This is a genomic window from Novosphingobium sp. KN65.2 (assembly GCF_001368935.1).
GTDB classification, from domain to species: Bacteria; Pseudomonadota; Alphaproteobacteria; order Sphingomonadales; family Sphingomonadaceae; genus Novosphingobium; species Novosphingobium mathurense.
This window is the reverse complement of sequence record NZ_CCBH010000141.1, coordinates 25,541-41,264: the sequence shown is the minus strand read 5'-3', so window position 1 is coordinate 41,264 and position 15,724 is coordinate 25,541. Positions and strand designations below refer to the sequence as shown.

General features: G+C 63.0%; 10 protein-coding genes. 5 read left to right on the top strand and 5 right to left on the bottom strand.

All coding sequences use genetic code 11. The features are described 5' to 3' along the window. Positions 1–37 precede the first annotated feature (37 nt). The 3 genes from SPHV1_RS07195 to SPHV1_RS07185 all read right to left on the bottom strand — a co-directional run bounded on the left by SPHV1_RS07195 (position 38) and on the right by SPHV1_RS07185 (position 3,578). Positions 38–670, bottom strand: a complete 633-nt coding sequence (locus SPHV1_RS07195) for a d(CMP) kinase (RefSeq protein WP_054945350.1) — start codon at positions 668–670, stop codon at positions 38–40. Between the two features lie 131 nt (positions 671–801). Beyond that, positions 802–2,316: a peptidase S10 gene (locus SPHV1_RS07190; protein WP_231634567.1), complete on the bottom strand. Its 1,515-nt coding sequence runs from the start codon at positions 2,314–2,316 to the stop codon at positions 802–804. Positions 2,317–2,324: 8 nt separating this feature from the next. Then, positions 2,325–3,578 carry an aminotransferase class V-fold PLP-dependent enzyme gene (locus SPHV1_RS07185; protein ID WP_231634566.1) on the bottom strand — a complete coding sequence of 418 codons (1,254 nt, stop codon included), beginning with the start codon at positions 3,576–3,578 and terminating at the stop codon, positions 2,325–2,327. 204 nt (positions 3,579–3,782) lie between these two features. On the opposite strand from SPHV1_RS07185, the gene SPHV1_RS07180 reads away from it, so the two are divergent. From SPHV1_RS07180 to SPHV1_RS07160, 5 genes are all read left to right on the top strand, one after another. After that, positions 3,783–5,279 (top strand): peptidase S10, encoded by a 1,497-nt coding sequence (locus tag SPHV1_RS07180; protein ID WP_054945420.1) that lies wholly within the window; start codon positions 3,783–3,785, stop codon positions 5,277–5,279. A gap of 145 nt (positions 5,280–5,424) precedes the next feature. Beyond that, positions 5,425–8,457, top strand: a complete 3,033-nt coding sequence (locus SPHV1_RS07175) for a TonB-dependent receptor domain-containing protein (protein ID WP_054945348.1) — start codon at positions 5,425–5,427, stop codon at positions 8,455–8,457. A gap of 91 nt (positions 8,458–8,548) precedes the next feature. Continuing rightward, positions 8,549–9,718: a pyridoxal phosphate-dependent aminotransferase gene (locus tag SPHV1_RS07170; protein WP_054945347.1), complete on the top strand. Its 1,170-nt coding sequence runs from the start codon at positions 8,549–8,551 to the stop codon at positions 9,716–9,718. Then, positions 9,715–11,235: a septum formation initiator gene (locus SPHV1_RS07165; RefSeq protein ID WP_231634565.1), complete on the top strand. Its 1,521-nt coding sequence runs from the start codon at positions 9,715–9,717 to the stop codon at positions 11,233–11,235. Before SPHV1_RS07170 ends, SPHV1_RS07165 begins: the two co-directional genes overlap by 4 nt. After that, a complete protein-coding gene (locus SPHV1_RS07160) occupies positions 11,232–12,524 on the top strand; it encodes an APC family permease (RefSeq protein WP_054945346.1) in 1,293 nt (430 codons plus the stop codon). The genes SPHV1_RS07165 and SPHV1_RS07160 overlap by 4 nt, the downstream gene beginning before the upstream one ends. Positions 12,525–12,574: 50 nt before the next feature. On the opposite strand, the gene SPHV1_RS07155 is transcribed toward SPHV1_RS07160, so the two are convergent. Continuing rightward, positions 12,575–14,665, bottom strand: coding sequence for an amidohydrolase family protein (locus SPHV1_RS07155; protein WP_054945345.1), 2,091 nt, complete (start codon positions 14,663–14,665; stop codon positions 12,575–12,577). After that, entirely contained in the window at positions 14,665–15,633 is a 969-nt protein-coding gene (locus tag SPHV1_RS07150) for an ornithine cyclodeaminase family protein (RefSeq protein WP_054945344.1), read from the bottom strand. The genes SPHV1_RS07155 and SPHV1_RS07150 overlap by 1 nt, the downstream gene beginning before the upstream one ends. Between the last annotated feature and the right edge of the window lie 91 nt (positions 15,634–15,724).

Genomic DNA, 15,724 nt, shown 5'->3' with positions numbered 1-15,724 from the left:
GATCATTCCTGTGCGGGAGCGGACCGCTACACAGTTCTCAATGCAGCTGGTTGCGGTATCCTTTGCGGATCCGGTCGACTGCCGCCGAGATCGCGTCGCGCGGGGATAGAGCCGACGTGTCGATCAGGATCGCATCCCTGCACATGCGCAGGGGCGCCTGCTCGCGGCTCTCGTCCCTGAAGTCGCGCGCGGTGACTTCAGCAGCCAGTTCCTTGAGCTCGATGGGGTATTCCATCTCGAGCAGCTCATTGAAGCGATGGCGCAGGCGTATGTCGGGATTGGCGGTAACGAAGATCTTCGCATCGGCATCGGGCGCGATAACGGTGGCGATGTCGCGGCCTTCAAGGACAGCGCCACCTTTCCTGTGCGCAAAGACCCATTGTCGCTGGAACAGGGCCTGCCGCACCGAGGGGAACACAGCGACGCGACTGGCCAGGTCCGCGACCAGTTCGGAGCGCAAGTGCGGCTCACCCAACAACCCCATCGGAAAATCGCAGGCCGCCAGCGCGTCGTCCTCGTTATCGACACAGCCCCCGTTGAGGATGACCTGCCGCGCAACTGCGCGGTAATGCAACCCGGTCTTGAGGTACGGCACCTGAAAATGCCACGCGAGTCCCCTGGCGATCGAACCTTTCCCCGATCCGATAGGACCATCAACGGCGATAAGCATGACTTCTTCGCCTCCTGACTGTTCTCACCCCATCAAGATGGGATCTGCAGCAGGCTTTGCAATGCTTGCCAATTACCGGCGCGAGAGCATTACTTCGATCGCGCAGCAAGACCCGCCGCAGGACCTGCCTCTCAAGGTTTCCCGAGGGTTTTCGCCCATGTTCGCATGTCAGCAGCGAGGCGTGCCAGTTCGCCCTCGTCCTCGAAAACCGAATGACCCGCAGCATAGGCTTTCGAGGTCCGCCTGTCAGGGCCGATTCCGGCATGATCCAGGGCAAACAGGCCTGCCGCAATCGGAGTGGTGATGTCGTAGTATCCGCCAACGGTCATCAGCTTGAGGCCGGGTTTGGCCTCCATCGCCTTGGCCAGATAAGGCGCAAAGCGCACGGTGCTGTAGACTTCTCCGCGCCCCCAGTTCCACTTGAAGTTGATCCCGAGGTTGAGCGTTCGGTATGGGCTCGGCAGAGCATAGCCGAGCTGCTTTTCGATATATTCGGAAATGAGGCCGCCGGTCTCTGCACCAAGTGTCATCGACGGATCGTCGAAAGGCGGGTGCATGTTGGACTCGGCGATGGCCCTCGTCGCCCGGCCGTCGAGTTGACCCGTCCGCAATCCCTTGTCGGCCAGCAGTCCGAGCATGAACGCTGGCTTGTCGAGTTGCAGTCCGTCCTGTTCCAGCTTCGCTGCAGGCAGGCCGATGAAACCCGACAGGCGCTGCGCGATCCGCGCACGTTCGGCAGGGGCAAGCGATGCACCTGCGATCAGGGCCCTGGCATAGTCGCCTTCCGCAAAGGCCCGGGCCTGCGCGAAATGCTCCTCGATCGAACTGCCCTGCCGGTCGACCGCACCATGATACCAGGCAACCGCGGCAAGGGTCGGCAGCAGCGTGACGTCCGAAACGATTGGCCCGCTGCTGTCTCCGATCGAAAGGGACAGGAGCGCCACGCCATCGGGCAATGGCTGATCGGCCTTGTTCTCGGCGTTGAGGATGGCAAGGGCACGCGCGGTCCCGTAGCTCTCGCCCACCAGTGCAAAGGGGGAATCGGTGCGCCCATTGGCCTCGCGCCAGCGCTGAACGACATCGGCAACGGCCCGTGCATCGCCATCTACCGAAAACAGGCTCGTCGCATCGATGCCCTTGATCGGCATGCTCGTGCCGGTGCCGGGCGGATCGATGAAGACGAGGTCGGCAACGTCGAGCAGACTGAATGGGTTGTTCGCAAGGCGAGGCTGTCCGCCTTCCTTATCGACAATACGCACGGGCCCGAAGGCCGAAAGATGCAGGGGCGAGGAGGACGCGCCCGGGCCGCCGTTGAAGATGAACAGGACCGGCCGTTTCGCGGCTTGCCCGGCATTGCGCGCGACATAGGCATAAGTCACAAGGACAGCAGCCTTCTCGCCCTTGTCGTTGGTGACCGGGCTTTCCGTCACGATGGCATCGTAGCGCAGCGACCGACCGCCGAATTCACCCTTGTGGCGTGTCGTCACGACACGCTCGCTCGGCGCGTCGCGCTCCACCATCGCTTCCATCGCCTTGAGGAAAACCGGCGGCATCGGCAGGCTCTCGTCCTGCGCGAAAACGGATGCCGAAGGGATCACGGCAAGGCTCAGCGCGATCACGCTGGCACGCAGGGGCCTGAAATGCATAGGGCTGGTTATTCCGGTTTCTGGATGGGCAAGGCGTCGATGAGTCGTTCGATATCGTCCATCGAGTTGAACCAGGAAGGACAGACGCGAAAGCGATTGCGGCTCAGCGTGATGTGCAGGCCCGCCTGCCCAAGCGGCTCGGACAGGCGCTTGTAGGCATCAGGCAAGACACAGGTGAACAGAGGGCTGCGGCATTCGCGAGGCGTTGCGACGCGATAGCCCTTGCGCGGCAAGGCCTCGTGAAGCCGTTGCAGCATAGGCTGGCGATGCGCCATGATCCGGTCGACGCCCAGTTCGAGCAAGCGCGCCAGCGACCAGTCGAGCTGCGCCATGACGCCGTGCGAACGCGTTCCCATCGCAAACATGCCCTCAGCGTCGTCGCGCGGGGCCATGTCGGCGACGGTTTCCCCGGGACTGTCGTAGGGGTAGACGTGAGACCTGAACCGTTCGAGCTGGTAATAGCCGAAGCGCGGACGTTTCAGATCCTTCAGGCGGTCGGGCCGAACGTAGAGGAAACCGAGCCCGAAATCGCCCATGAGCCACTTGTAGCTGGCACTGGCAGCGAAATCGACGCCGCTCGCCCGCACGTCGATAGGCACAGTCCCTGCGGCGTGGATGATATCGGCATAGACCATGGCGCCATGAGCATGCGCGATTTCACAGATGCGGGCGAGGTCGTGTTCGAAGCCGTTGTAGGTCGACACGAGCGAAAGACTGACGAGGCGGGTACCGGGCCCAATCGCTTTTTCGTAGGCTTCAGGATCGATGCGGCCGTCGACAGGCCTGATCCAGCGCACATCGACCCCTTGCTTCGCAAGTTGCTCATACAGCCAGAACGAGCCGAAGAAGTGCAGCGTGTCGGTCACCACGCTACCCCCTGCAGCGGGCAGATCGAGGGCTTCGACAACAAGCTGCTCGCCCGCCGTCGTACTCTGCACGAATGCAAGATCTTCAGGAGCTGCATTGATCAATCGCGCGAAGGCGGTCTTGATCCGGCCTTCCACTTCCTCGGTCGGCCATGAGCGCGTTTCGGCACGCGCGGTAAGATAGGCGTCGAGCGACGCCTTCGCCGGCAGCGGGACCGGATGCATCGTGCCGGAGTCGAGGTAGAGCTTGTCCATCGGCGCAAATTCGCCGGGTCGCGCCAGCGAAGCGGTAGCCGATGTAGTCGGCGAAACGCTCGCTGCCGACAAGGCTCCACCCGTCAGCGCAGGTGCAAGCGGCAACATGGCCGAACCGCGCAGAACATTCCTGCGGGACATTTTGGACTGCTGCGAATCGGGACGCTCGATCATTTCCACATCCTAGGGAAAGACTTGCGCATAAGAATTGCGGAATTTGAGCGCATCCTGGCGCCGAGATGCCAGAAACCCGAATGCGATCCGTACCTTCAGGCCAACTCGTGCATAAAATTGCCGCACCACTGGCGCTAGTCTGCCATGACAATCCGCAGCAAGAGATCAGCCATGCCCGTCAAATCCTATCGCATCCTGACCGTGTCTCTGGCTTTGGGCGCTCTTGCAGCCTGCCAACATGTTGCGCCATTGCGAAATGAAGCGGGACGGGGCGAAGCGGGACAGGTGACGCCGTCATGCCCGGGCGATGCGACGCGATCCGAAACTATCCTCACGCTGGAGAAGGGTCCGGTCGAATATACCGCCTGCGCGGGAACGATCCGCGTTACCGACACACGGGATGCACCACTGGCGGACCTGTTCTACACGGCCTATATGCTGCCTTCGGACAAGGATGAGCCGCGGCCGATCGCCTTCGTCTGGAACGGTGGCCCCGGGGCGGATTCCCGACTTCTGCACTTCCGGGCGCTCGGCCCGAAAACGTTGCAAGCCGGCCAGCTGGCGGACAATACCGACAGCCCCCTGCCCGCAGCCGATCTCGTCTTTCTCGATCCCGCCGGAACCGGCTTCAGCCGCGCCAGTTCGGACGAGGCGGCCAGGACGCTTTATTCGACAACGGGCGACATCGCCGCTACCGCGCAATTCATCCGTCGCTTCCTCGCTGCGCAGGGCCGCACCGCCTCGCCGCTCTATCTGGTTGGTGAAAGTTTCGGCACCTGGAGGGCATCGGGCGTCGCCGAAGCCCTTCTGCAGGTCGGCCAGCCCGTTGCCGGCATAGCACTGATCTCCGGCGGCATTCCCATGGGTGAGGAGCGGGATCGCGCCCTGATGCGAGCCCTCACCTTGCCCAATCGCACGGCGACCGCCCTTGCCCTCGGCAAGCTCGATACGTCCTTGTCTGCCGATCCCGCCGGCGCCCTCGCCAGTTCGGAACTGTGGGCGCGGGACGTCTGGTACCCCGCCCTTGCCGCCCCACAATCGCTCACTTTTCGGCAACGGCAGGAAGTCGTGACCGGTCTTGCACGGTTCATGGGCTTGGCGCCGAGCCGGATCGATAGCGCCACGCTCTGGGTTTCACCGCGCGATTTTCGCCAGGGACTGCTGGCCGACGAGGGCAAGACTCTGGGCATCTTCGACATGCGCCGAACCCAAGCCGAGGAAGGAGACTCGGGTGCCGATGCAGTTCTTGCCTACTATCGCCGGGCCCTGGGATTCCGGGACGGCAAGTACGCCGGCATCGAAGTTCCGGCACTGCCGGTGGGCCGAGACTGGCAGTACGATCAGGCCCCGATCACGAAGGAGTCCCTTGCCCGGGCCATGGCGGGTGAAGGACCGCCAAGCCCATCGCAGCCCTGGGTCCTGCGCGCGCTGGAAATGTCGCCGACCATGCGCGTGCTTGTCGCCACAGGTCTCTACGATTCACTCAATGGATGCGCGGCCAATCGCGAGGCAGCCAATCGATTTCCTGCGCCACTGGCGAAGCAGATCGACACCCACTGTTATCGCGGCGGCCACATGATGTACGAGGATTCGTCAGAGGCTGTGCAATTTGCAGATGACCTCAAATCGTTCTACACCAATGCGGACGATGCCCGAAAGCTGGAATAAAAATTTCTCAAAGGCCCGGATCGTCGATTGCGCAATGCACAGGCCATACCCCTTCAGCACAAGTTCGCAACATCCTGCCTCGCGATCTCGATTAATCTGCTTTCCAGACAAGCCGTATTGCAGACGGAACATGAGGGGTAGTTCGATGATCAGCAGGGAGTCTCAAGTCCGCAACCACAGCGCCGGGGTAACCGCGCTTCTGGTCTCCACCGCGACAGCCGCCTGGCTTGCGAGCGCAGCGCCCGCATTCGCTCAGGACATCGCTTCGGCAACCGTCGCGAGCGACGATGCCGGCGAAATCATCGTCACCGGTTCGCGCATCCGGCGTGACCGTGCGGAAGAGAGCGCCCCGCTCGACATCGTCGACGCGCAGGTCATTTCGGATCGAGGCTACACCAGCGCATCGCAGGCGCTCAACCAGCTCACGTCGAACAGCCCGATGCTGGCCCAAGCCGACGGCTCGGGAGAAGGCAGCGGATCGGGCCAGCAGTATCCCAACCTCTTCGGCCTTGGCACCGGGCGCACGCTGACCTTGCTCAACGGCCGCCGCATGGTCACAACTTCGGCGGCAACCGGACAGGGCGACGCGCAGGTCGACGCCAACATAATCCCGCTCGGCCTGCTGGAACGTGTCGAAGTAGTCCAGGGCGGCGGCGCCGCCGTCTACGGTTCCGATGCGATCTCCGGTGTCGTCAACTACGTCCTCAAGCAGGACTTCGAAGGCATCGAACTCGACGCTCAGAATGGCATTTCGTCGCGTGGCGACTATCACACGTACAGCTTCCGCGGCACCGCCGGCACCAACTTTGCCGATAATCGCGGCAATATCGCGATCGATCTGAACTACGCGAAGTCCCCGCTTCTGCGCTACGATGCACGGCCGCTTTCCGCGCTGGGCCGACTGACCGTCACCAACCCCAACGACACCGGGCCCAATGACGGGCTTCCCTCGCGCAAGGAATTGCTCGACGCGCGCTTCTGGGAATTCAATTCGAACGGCGTCGTCTTCAATACGCCTGCGCCCTTCACGCGCTTCCTCACGCAGTTGGACGGAACGCCTCTGCAGTTCGCCCCCAGCGGCGACCTCGTGGCCTTCGACCCGGGCAGCCAGGTCGGCATTCCCTTCGCCAGCGGCGGCGACGGCTTCGCCTACAACAACCTGGTGGGTTTGCGTACGGGCCTCGAGCGCTTCACCGGCAACGTCATCGCCCACTATGACCTGACCGATGCCATCACCGTGCGCACCGAGCTGCTCTACGCCCGTACCGAGGGCACCGAACTTCCCCAGGGCCAGAGCCGCACGATCCTCAACTATGGTACTTACGCCGGGCCGGTGATCTTCACGATCAACAACCCTTATCTGAGCGATTCCGCGAAGGCGACACTTTCGGCAGCCAATCCGGGCTTTGCCTTCGGGGCGCCTCTGTTCCTCTCGAAGTACTTCTACGACCTGACCCCTGACAACGTTCAGACATACAAGACCGACACCTACCGGGCGCTCCTCGGTGCAGACGGGGACTTCTCGGTCGGCGATCGCGATTTCTACTGGTCGGTTTCGGGCAGCTATGCCCGGGTCAAGGGTTCGCAGCGGCGCTGGGAAGTCGACAACGCCAAGTACAGCAATGCCATCAATGCCGTGCTTTCGGGCGGCAACATCGTTTGCGCGATCAACGCCGATGCCGATACCGCGAACGACGATCCGTCCTGCGCGCCGATCAATCCGTTCGGCAACGGCAATGTCAGTGCCGATGCGCAGAAATACGTCAGCGTCCGCGCCGGGCTCGACTATGTCAACGAGCAGGTCGACCTGCTCGCGACCTTCGGGGGCGACCTGTTCTTCTTGCCTGCCGGCGCAGCCAAGTTCAGCGTGGCTTACGAGCACCGCGACGAAAAGGCCCGGTACACGCCGCTGGCTGCCAACCAGCAGGGCCTGTTCGGCGGCGGCACGATGGAAGTCGGCCAGTCAGCCGGGTACAACACCGATGAGGTCTCGGCCGAGCTGCTGATCCCGCTGGTCGACCGGGCCATGGACGTTCCCGTCGTCAAGATGCTCGAAGCCAGTGCCGCGGGCCGCCTTGTCGACAATTCCATCGCCGGCAAGGAGCAGGTCTGGGATCTGGGCCTGCGCTGGCAGCCGGTCGACGGCATTACCCTTCGCGTCTCGCGCAGCCGCAACTTCCGCGCTCCCACGCTGGCGCAGCTGTTCGCGCCTTCATCGACCCAACTTGGCTCGGTCGGCGCCGATCCGTGCGATTCCGACCGCATCACCAGCGGCCCCAATCCTTCGGTTCGCTATGCCAACTGTCTTGCCCTGTTCGAAGCCAACCCGAACTACGGCGTAGAGGCCGACGGCACCAATGCCGGCTTGAGCGCCGCCGACCGGCTCGCCAATTTCCAGGACCCGGCCGAGAACTTCGAACGCGCGACCATTACCACCGGCGGCAACCCGGCCCTGCGCAACGAGATTTCGGACACCTTCACGTACGGCATCGTCCTGCAGCCGGCGTTCATCCCCGGCCTGACGATCAGCGCGGATCGCATCGAGATCGATCTGAAGGACGGCCTGTCGTCCTTCGTGACCGAGAACTTCACTGCGACCTGCTATGACAATACCGATCCGGACCCCGCGGTTTGCAACGCCTTCACCCGGCTTGCCGCGTCGGATGGCGTGAGCCCCGGCGGCACGATCGTCACCGGCACTTCGACGACCTTCAATGCAGGCGTCGTCAAGTACCGCGGTGAAGTCTATGCGCTCGACTACGTCTTCATGCCGGGCAATCTGGGCACCATCCACCTGGGCGTGAATGCGACGCACAACACGCTGCTGACCACATCGGTGACGGGTGAGACCTTCACGCGCACCGACAACACCTATCTCAAGCCGACCTGGGAAGGCCGCTTCAACCTCGACTGGACGAAGGGTCCGGTCAAGGTGAGCTATCAGGCCTACTATCTCGATGCGACGCGGGCCGATTACTACGCCACGATCGAGAACAATCCCAATCCGCGGCTCGACAGCAACCTGACGCACTCGATCTCGATGCAGTGGGATACCGGTCGCATGACCTTCCGCGCCGGCATCGACAACTTTACCGACGAACAGCCGTCCTACCCGCAGATTGCCTATGGCGACATCCTCGGACGTCGCTTCTGGGTAGGCGCAAAGCTGAAGATGTAACGGGCTGGCGGCGCCGGGCTAAACTCTCCTCCCAACGCCCGGCGTCGCCTTGGTCAACTCACCCCCAATCTATCCGGCAGACACGATCACAATGGCGGCAAGCCCCTCCCTCCGAACCAGTACGTCATATGCCCGGTGGATCAGGGAATCGATCGTCCGCAACAGCAACTCGCGCAACCTGCTGGTGAGCCTGTTCGAAAGCTCGGTGCCGGAGCCCACGACGCTGCTGCGCGAGGTCATTCTCGAAGGCTTCGAGAAGAAGGTCACCTCGCGTTACGCCAGTACTTTCGTCCGCGGGAATCCCTATCTCGTTGCCGCGCTGGCGCAGGAATACCGGGTCGGGGAGGACCAGGTGCTAACCACCACCGGCGCGACCGGTGCCCTCTCCCTGATCTACCGCGCTCTTCTCACCAACGGCGATCGCATCCTGGTCGAAAATCCCTGTTTCGATCTTTTTGCCAATCTCGCAGCCTCGTCCGGCCATGCCGTCGATACTTTCGAGCGACCTGCTCCCCACTTCGCCGTCGATCCACAGGCGCTGGAAGCAGCGATCGGGCCGAGGACACGGCTCGTCGTCCTTTCCAATCTGCACAACCCTTCCGGCATCCCGATTGCACGCGAAACTCTCAACGCGCTTGCGGACATTGCCGAGCGGCACAATGTCGTCTTCGTATTCGACGAAGTCTACGGTCCTTATGCCGGCGAGCAATTTACCCCGGCGGCTTCCCAAGGCATTTCCGAACGGTTTCTTTCCGTCAGCAGCCTGACCAAGATCTATGGGCTGAGCACCCTGCGCTGCGGCTGGATCGTCGGCGATGCCGCTATCGTCGCACCGATCCGCGATCTGGCAAGCGAGGTCGAGTTTGCGATCTCGAACCTTGCCCACTGCATAGCCGCGCTGGTTGTCGAAGATCCCGTCGACTTTCGCGAGAACACGTTCTCGGTTCTGGCCCAGGCCCGTCCGATCATCGAATCCTATCATGATCACTGGCGCGAGCACGAGCTGGTCGAAGGCGCATTGCCCGAACATGGTTGCATCGCGTTCCCGCGCCTTGTCGGCATCTCCGATACCCTCGGTTTCTCGCGCTGGCTGTCCGACCGCTGCGGAGTTCTGGTGGCGCCCGGAGAATACTTCGGCGCACCGGGCCATGTCCGCCTCGGTTTCGCGATGGAGCCTTCGCGACTGGACTATGGGCTTCAGGCGCTTACGGACAGTCTCCTGACCTACCGCGAGCAGAACCGGACGAAGCACAGGACATGATCAAGGCATCACTGCATTCCTCGGGTCGCACCGAGCCAGCGCGGCGGCGCATTCATGCGTTCACCGCGCTGGCAACAATTGCAGTGATGTGCGGATCAATGACGGTACAGGCGGAAGAACCGCAGTCCGGAAAGGTCCTTCTTGATACGCAGGCCAAGCCGGAAGGCTTCGCGAAACCGCTACACGTCGAAAGCGGGACTTACACCGTCTCTGCAGGCACCGGGGCAGCCCCCGCCACTGCCGGTTATCTCTCCTATACCCGGGAGAAGCCTGCGGCCAATCGTGCGGTCATCTTCGCCTTCAACGGCGGCCCCGGCGCATCCTCAGCATACCTGCAGATGGGGCTGCTCGGCCCTTCGCTGGCGCATGTGGCGCAAGATCCGGCGGCAAGTGCGAATGCGCCTGTCGGTTCGGTGACCGGTCCGACGTCGATCTACGACCTGGCGGACATCGTCTTCATCGATCCGCCGGGAACCGGCTTCTCGACCCGCCCGGAGGGATCGGCGTTCACGCCTTACATGTCGGTCGAAGGCGACGCGGCGGCGGCGGCCGATCTGGTTCGCCAATGGCTCGAAAGTCATGGTCGGCGCGGGGCCCCGATCTATCTGCTCGGTGAAAGCTACGGCACGATCCGCGCCGTCGGCATGCTCGATGCCCTGGACAAACTCGGTCTTTCCGCGAACATGCGGGGCATCGTCCTGCTTGGGCAGGCGCTCAACATGATCGAGACCTCGCAGCGTCCCGACAACGTCGTCACTTATGCCGTCTCGCTGCCCACGCTCGCCGCAATCGCCTGCTATCACGGCAAGTTGAAATCGTCCTGTACCGCCGAGACGATCACGGCCGAAGCCGCATTATTTGCCCGCAACGAATACTTGCCCGCCCTGTACAGGGGGCGCGACCTTCCGCAAGCCGACCGCGCGCGCCTGGCTCAGCGCCTTGAGGACCTGACGGGCATTCCCGCCGCATTCTACCTGGCCAACGACCTGCGCATTTCCAAGGAACGCTTCCGCGTCGAACTGCTTCGCAGCGAGGGACAAGTCACCGGGCGTTACGACGCGCGATATGTCGTCAGACGTCCCGACGATGTGGCGACTTTCATGCCGGGCGATCCCGCTTCATCGATTTCAGATGCCTACCAGAATGCCATGCTCAGGTACCTTTCCGCGTCCCTGCACATTCCGGGCGCAGACCGCTACAAGGTGATTGCGCGCTTCGAGGGCGAATGGAGCTACGGCAGCGCAGATTCCCCCTTTGCCGACTGGCCGTTCATGTCGGTCGTGGAAAGGCATGCAGAGACGAACAAGTGCCTGCGCCTTTTCGTCGGCACCGGCATCTACGACACCACGACGACGATCGGCGCTGCGGATTACCTCTTCGCGCAGTCCGGCCTTCCTGAAAGTCGCTATCGCAACGAGCGCTATGTCGGCGGCCACGTGTTCTATTCCGATGACATCAGTCGCGCGCGTTTCCAGTCGGACCTTGCCACCTTCGTGAAGGCGGATACCTGCCGGTGAGCACTCCCGACCACGCCTTGCGCAAGGGGATCGGCCTGTGGGGCGTCGTGTCCATGGGCCTGGGCACCGCCGTTGGCGTATCGATCTTCTCGGCGATTTCACCGGCCACCGCACTTGCCGGGCCCGCGATGCTGCTCGCAGTCCTGGTCGCCGCTCTGCCGATGTACCTGATCGCGGTAAGCTACGCCTTTCTCGGTTCAGCCGACCCGGTTTCGGGCGCAAGTTTCGTCTGGCCCTCTCGCTATCTTCATCCGGCACTCGGCTTCTTCATCGCGTGGATGCGCATCATCGCCAACATGGGGGCGATGGTCGTGCTGGCCCTAGTCCTCGTGCGCTATGTCTCGATGCTTGTCCCCCTACCGGTCAAGCCGACCATGTTCGCAGTGTTGCTCCTCGCGTTGCTTGCCAACCTGTTCGGCGTTCACATCGCGGCCCGCGCGCAGACGCTGATGATCGGCGCGCTCGTCATCCTCTTTGCGCTTTTCACGCTCTGGGGCGGCATCGCCGCTGTTGAACCGGCCCGGCTGGAGCCGTTCCTTCCCCATGGCATCCATGGCGCGATTGCCGCGGCTCCGCTGCTGATGGGGCTGTTCTTCGGCATCGAAGCGGCCACCGAAGCCGGCTCGGAAGTCGCCGAAGGACGCCGCAACATTCCCCTGGGCATTGCCCTTGCCATCGGTTCGGCAACGCTGCTTTACACCGCGGTCGCCTTCGTCTCCCTGACGGTCATGGGTGCCGAGCCGCTTGCAGCAAGCCAGGCGCCGATCCTCGACGTGGCGAAGCGCTTCATGGGACCGCTGGCCGTGCCGGTGATCGTCGTCGCAGCCATCGTGGCGATCGGCACAAGCCTGAACGCCATCTTCACCATGTTCAGCCGCAGCCTCTTCGCGATGGCACAGGCCGGCGTGTTGCCACGAGCCCTGGCCCGCGTACACCCGCGCTGGCACGTGCCCCACATCGCCCTGCTCGCGGTCTTTGCGATAGGATGCGCCGGGCTTCTGCTGCCGATGGAACTGACGTTCCTGTTCCTGGCGGTCAACATTCCCAACCTGGTAAAGTACGCAAGCATCTGCCTTTGCGCCCTGCGCGTCGCACGCGGTCATCCCGAGCTTCATGCCAGCGCCAGCTTCCGCCCTTCGCGCCGACGCATGACTGTGCTTGCCGGAGCAGGTGCGATCTGTGCCGCAGCCCTAGTGATGGTCGGGTTCGAAGCCGACTGGCGGCCCTATGCACTTCTGCTGGTCTGGGGCCTGCTGGGCGCCGCCTGGTACTGGCTGCGGCGCAAGTAAGTCCGGTAAAGAAGGGCTGCCCGAGGCAGCCCCCATCCAATCTCATCTTTTCAGAATGCGAAGTCCTCATGCGCTTCTGCGCCCTGCCCGTGGATTAGCGCCACCGGCTTCGGCGCGATCTGGGGCACGACGATCTTCGGCGCCGCCGCAAAAGGCGTAACGCCCACTTCGCTCCAGATCTCCGAGGGGTAATAGATGGTCCCGCCCTTCACCACCATCGCCATGCGATGCAGCGCGCTCATGTCGGTCAGCGGATTGCCGTCCAGCAGGACGAAATCGGCGTACTTGCCTTTCTCGACAGAACCGAACGCCTGATCGCGGTGTAGGTATCTATCCGCATCCAGCGTCCCGATGCGCAGGACATCTGCAGCCGGAATGCCGGCCTCGGCATAGATCTGCAACTCGCGGTGTACCGAAAGCCCCATGTCGGAATCGGTTCCCGGGAGCAGGGTGACACCGCGCTTGTGCAGGTCGAACAAGAGTGCCTTGATCGTCTCGAATGCGCCGTCGTATTCGGCTGCAACCTGCGGCGAACTGATCGGCGCGATGCCCTGCCGACGAACGCGCTGCATGCCGACCGGAAGATGATCGAAATAGCCGGCGACAGACGGATTGATCTTGCCGTTACGTGCCAGCATCAGCAATTCCAGCGTCACCGCGGTCGGATCGAGCGCGATGTGCTTGGCCTGCATCGTGTCCAGCGTCCGGGCCACCCGCGGCGAATGGAGGTCGAGACCCGCAGTCCGGCGCATGGCCGTCAGCCGCAGGGGCGTGCGCGTATCCTCTTCGGGCTTGAGCACCCAGCCGAGCATCAGTTGGTTGATGTGGGTCACCTCGTCGTAGCCAGCCGCAATCATCGCATCGGCGTTGGTGAATGCGGGAATATGCCCGGTGACGCCAAGGCCGAGCTTCTTGGCCTCCTTCACGACTGCCGGCACCCATTCGGGATGGAAGCTGTTGTAGATCTTGATCTGCCAGTAGCCGCGGGCCCCGTACCAGCGCACGGCGTCCAGTGCCTCGGCCTCGCTGTCGGCGATAAAGCCGTTGCGCGAGGAATAGGGACTGCGGCCTTCCAGAAAGCCATTGCGAATGATGTGCGGTCCGGCCACTTCGCCCTGGTCGATCCGGTCCGTCAGGTCGAGAAGGAAGGCGTTGTCGTTGCCCATGTCGCGGACAGAAGTGACACCCGAGGCGATATAGAGCAGCGCCGACTGCAGGGAGACGTGGGCGTGCATGTCATGCAGGCCGGGAATGACGGTACGGCCTTCGCCCTCCACCAGCGCTTCTTCGGGCGACGGCGGGCTGTCCAGCGGTTCGATCGAGGCGATGCGGCCCTTGAACACCACGACCGAGACCGGCTCACCCAGTGTGCCGCTCGCCGGATCGAAAACCCTCACGTTGCGGATCCGGATCGGCATCCCGTAATTGTGGGCCACCTTCTTCTGGATCGCCGCAAATCGCTCGGCCGACCGCGTGGCCGCGATCGTGCCCAGCTCCTGCGCGGACGACGCAAGGTCTTCCCGCACGGTAACGTGAGTTGGCGAATAGGCAGCGACCAACTGATCCTGATGGTCGAGGAGGATCGCGTCCGGCGTCAGGCCGATACCCTTGACCAGGTAGGACCGGTATTGGGTGCCCCCCAGGGTGACAGGCGCTTCTTCCTCAAGCGACAGCGCGCCCCCCGGGGCCGCCTGCAAGGTATGGTCCGCATCGGCCAGCAGCGCGCGGGCATAGATACCCAACGAGAAAGGGCTGCCTTCCTGCGCGACATAGAGCGTCGGCTCCTTGACCTGCATGGCGCCCTTGCCGGTCGTATCCGTCCAGGTCAGGCGCTTGCCCTTCGCCGCAAAACGCTCGTCTACTTCGTTGCCGAATGTCGAGGTGCCCAGGAGCGTCCAGCCTTGCGGCAATCCCTTGTCGTCCAGCACGATCGTCTCGTGCATGGTGGGCCCGCGCCCATTGCTTTTGACGTCGTGGTCGATGGAAATGGTCTTGCCATCGATGTCGGCATAAACGTGCCCCACGTTTTCGCCGTTATCGATGACGGCAAAGCGCTGCTCCTCTGCATGGAGGGCACCCGCGCTCAGGGCAATAACGGAACAGGCAAGCAGGCGCAGTGCGGCGGGACGGTTGAATTTCATCAGATCGAGTTCCGTTTTGTGTGAGACGTATAGATGTGGGCAGCGGCTGCGAGATCCTGCACGGCATGGCCAAGCGACTTGTAGGCCGTGATCTCCCGATCGTTGCGTCGGCCCGGGACCAGGCCAAGGAGGACTTCGCCGATTTCCGCGACAATGTGGTCATCCCCGACCAGACCGGCAGCCCTGGCGACGAGAAATTCCGCTGCTGCATCCAGCGCCGATGCCCGGCTATCGGCGATGAAGCGGGAAGCCGCGACAAGCGCGCTGTCGACTTCGACGGGGCCCGGGCCACTGGACCCCACGATGTTGACGTGAGTGCCGGGCTGCAGCCACTCACCCAACAAAATGGGCGAGCGCGCTCCAGTCAACGTGCAGATCACGTCCGCCTCGCCCACGGCGGCCTCGGCCTCGCCCGCCGGTTCCACAGGCAAGCGCGAGGACCAGTCGTCGATCACGGCGCCCACCTTTCGCTCGTCACGTCCCCAAATCAGGATTCGCTCGAAATCACGAACCAGCGGCATGGCCTGAAGATGGGAATGAACCTGCCCACCCGTTCCCATTAACAGGAGCACCCTGGAATCGCTGCGGGCCAGCGCCTGGGTCGCCACCGCCGTGGCCGCCGCAGTGCGAATATGGGTGATCTCTTCAGCATCGGCGACACAGACTGGCTTGCCCTCGACCGGCTCGAACATGGTCACGAGGCCGCGATGGCGACGCACGCCGGGATTGTCCGGCTCGGCGAACACGCTGATCATCTTGGCCCCGAACATACCGTCATCCGACAGGGCACCGGGCATCTGCGCGAAAGTTCGCCCTTCGCCCATATGGATCATCGTTCGCAGCAGTTGCCGCGTCTCCCCACGCGAAAGGGCCTTCATGGCTTCACGAACGACGCCGATGCACGAAGGGTAATCGAGCAGGTCGCGCACGTCTTCGGCATCAAAGACCGCCAGTTCGCTGCGTTTCATAGTCCGGGCCGCCTCTCTGGTCCTGGTAGTTTCGTCTCCGAGCATCGGTGATAGCGCCTATCACGGGAATATTTCACGCTTTGTTGCGCTT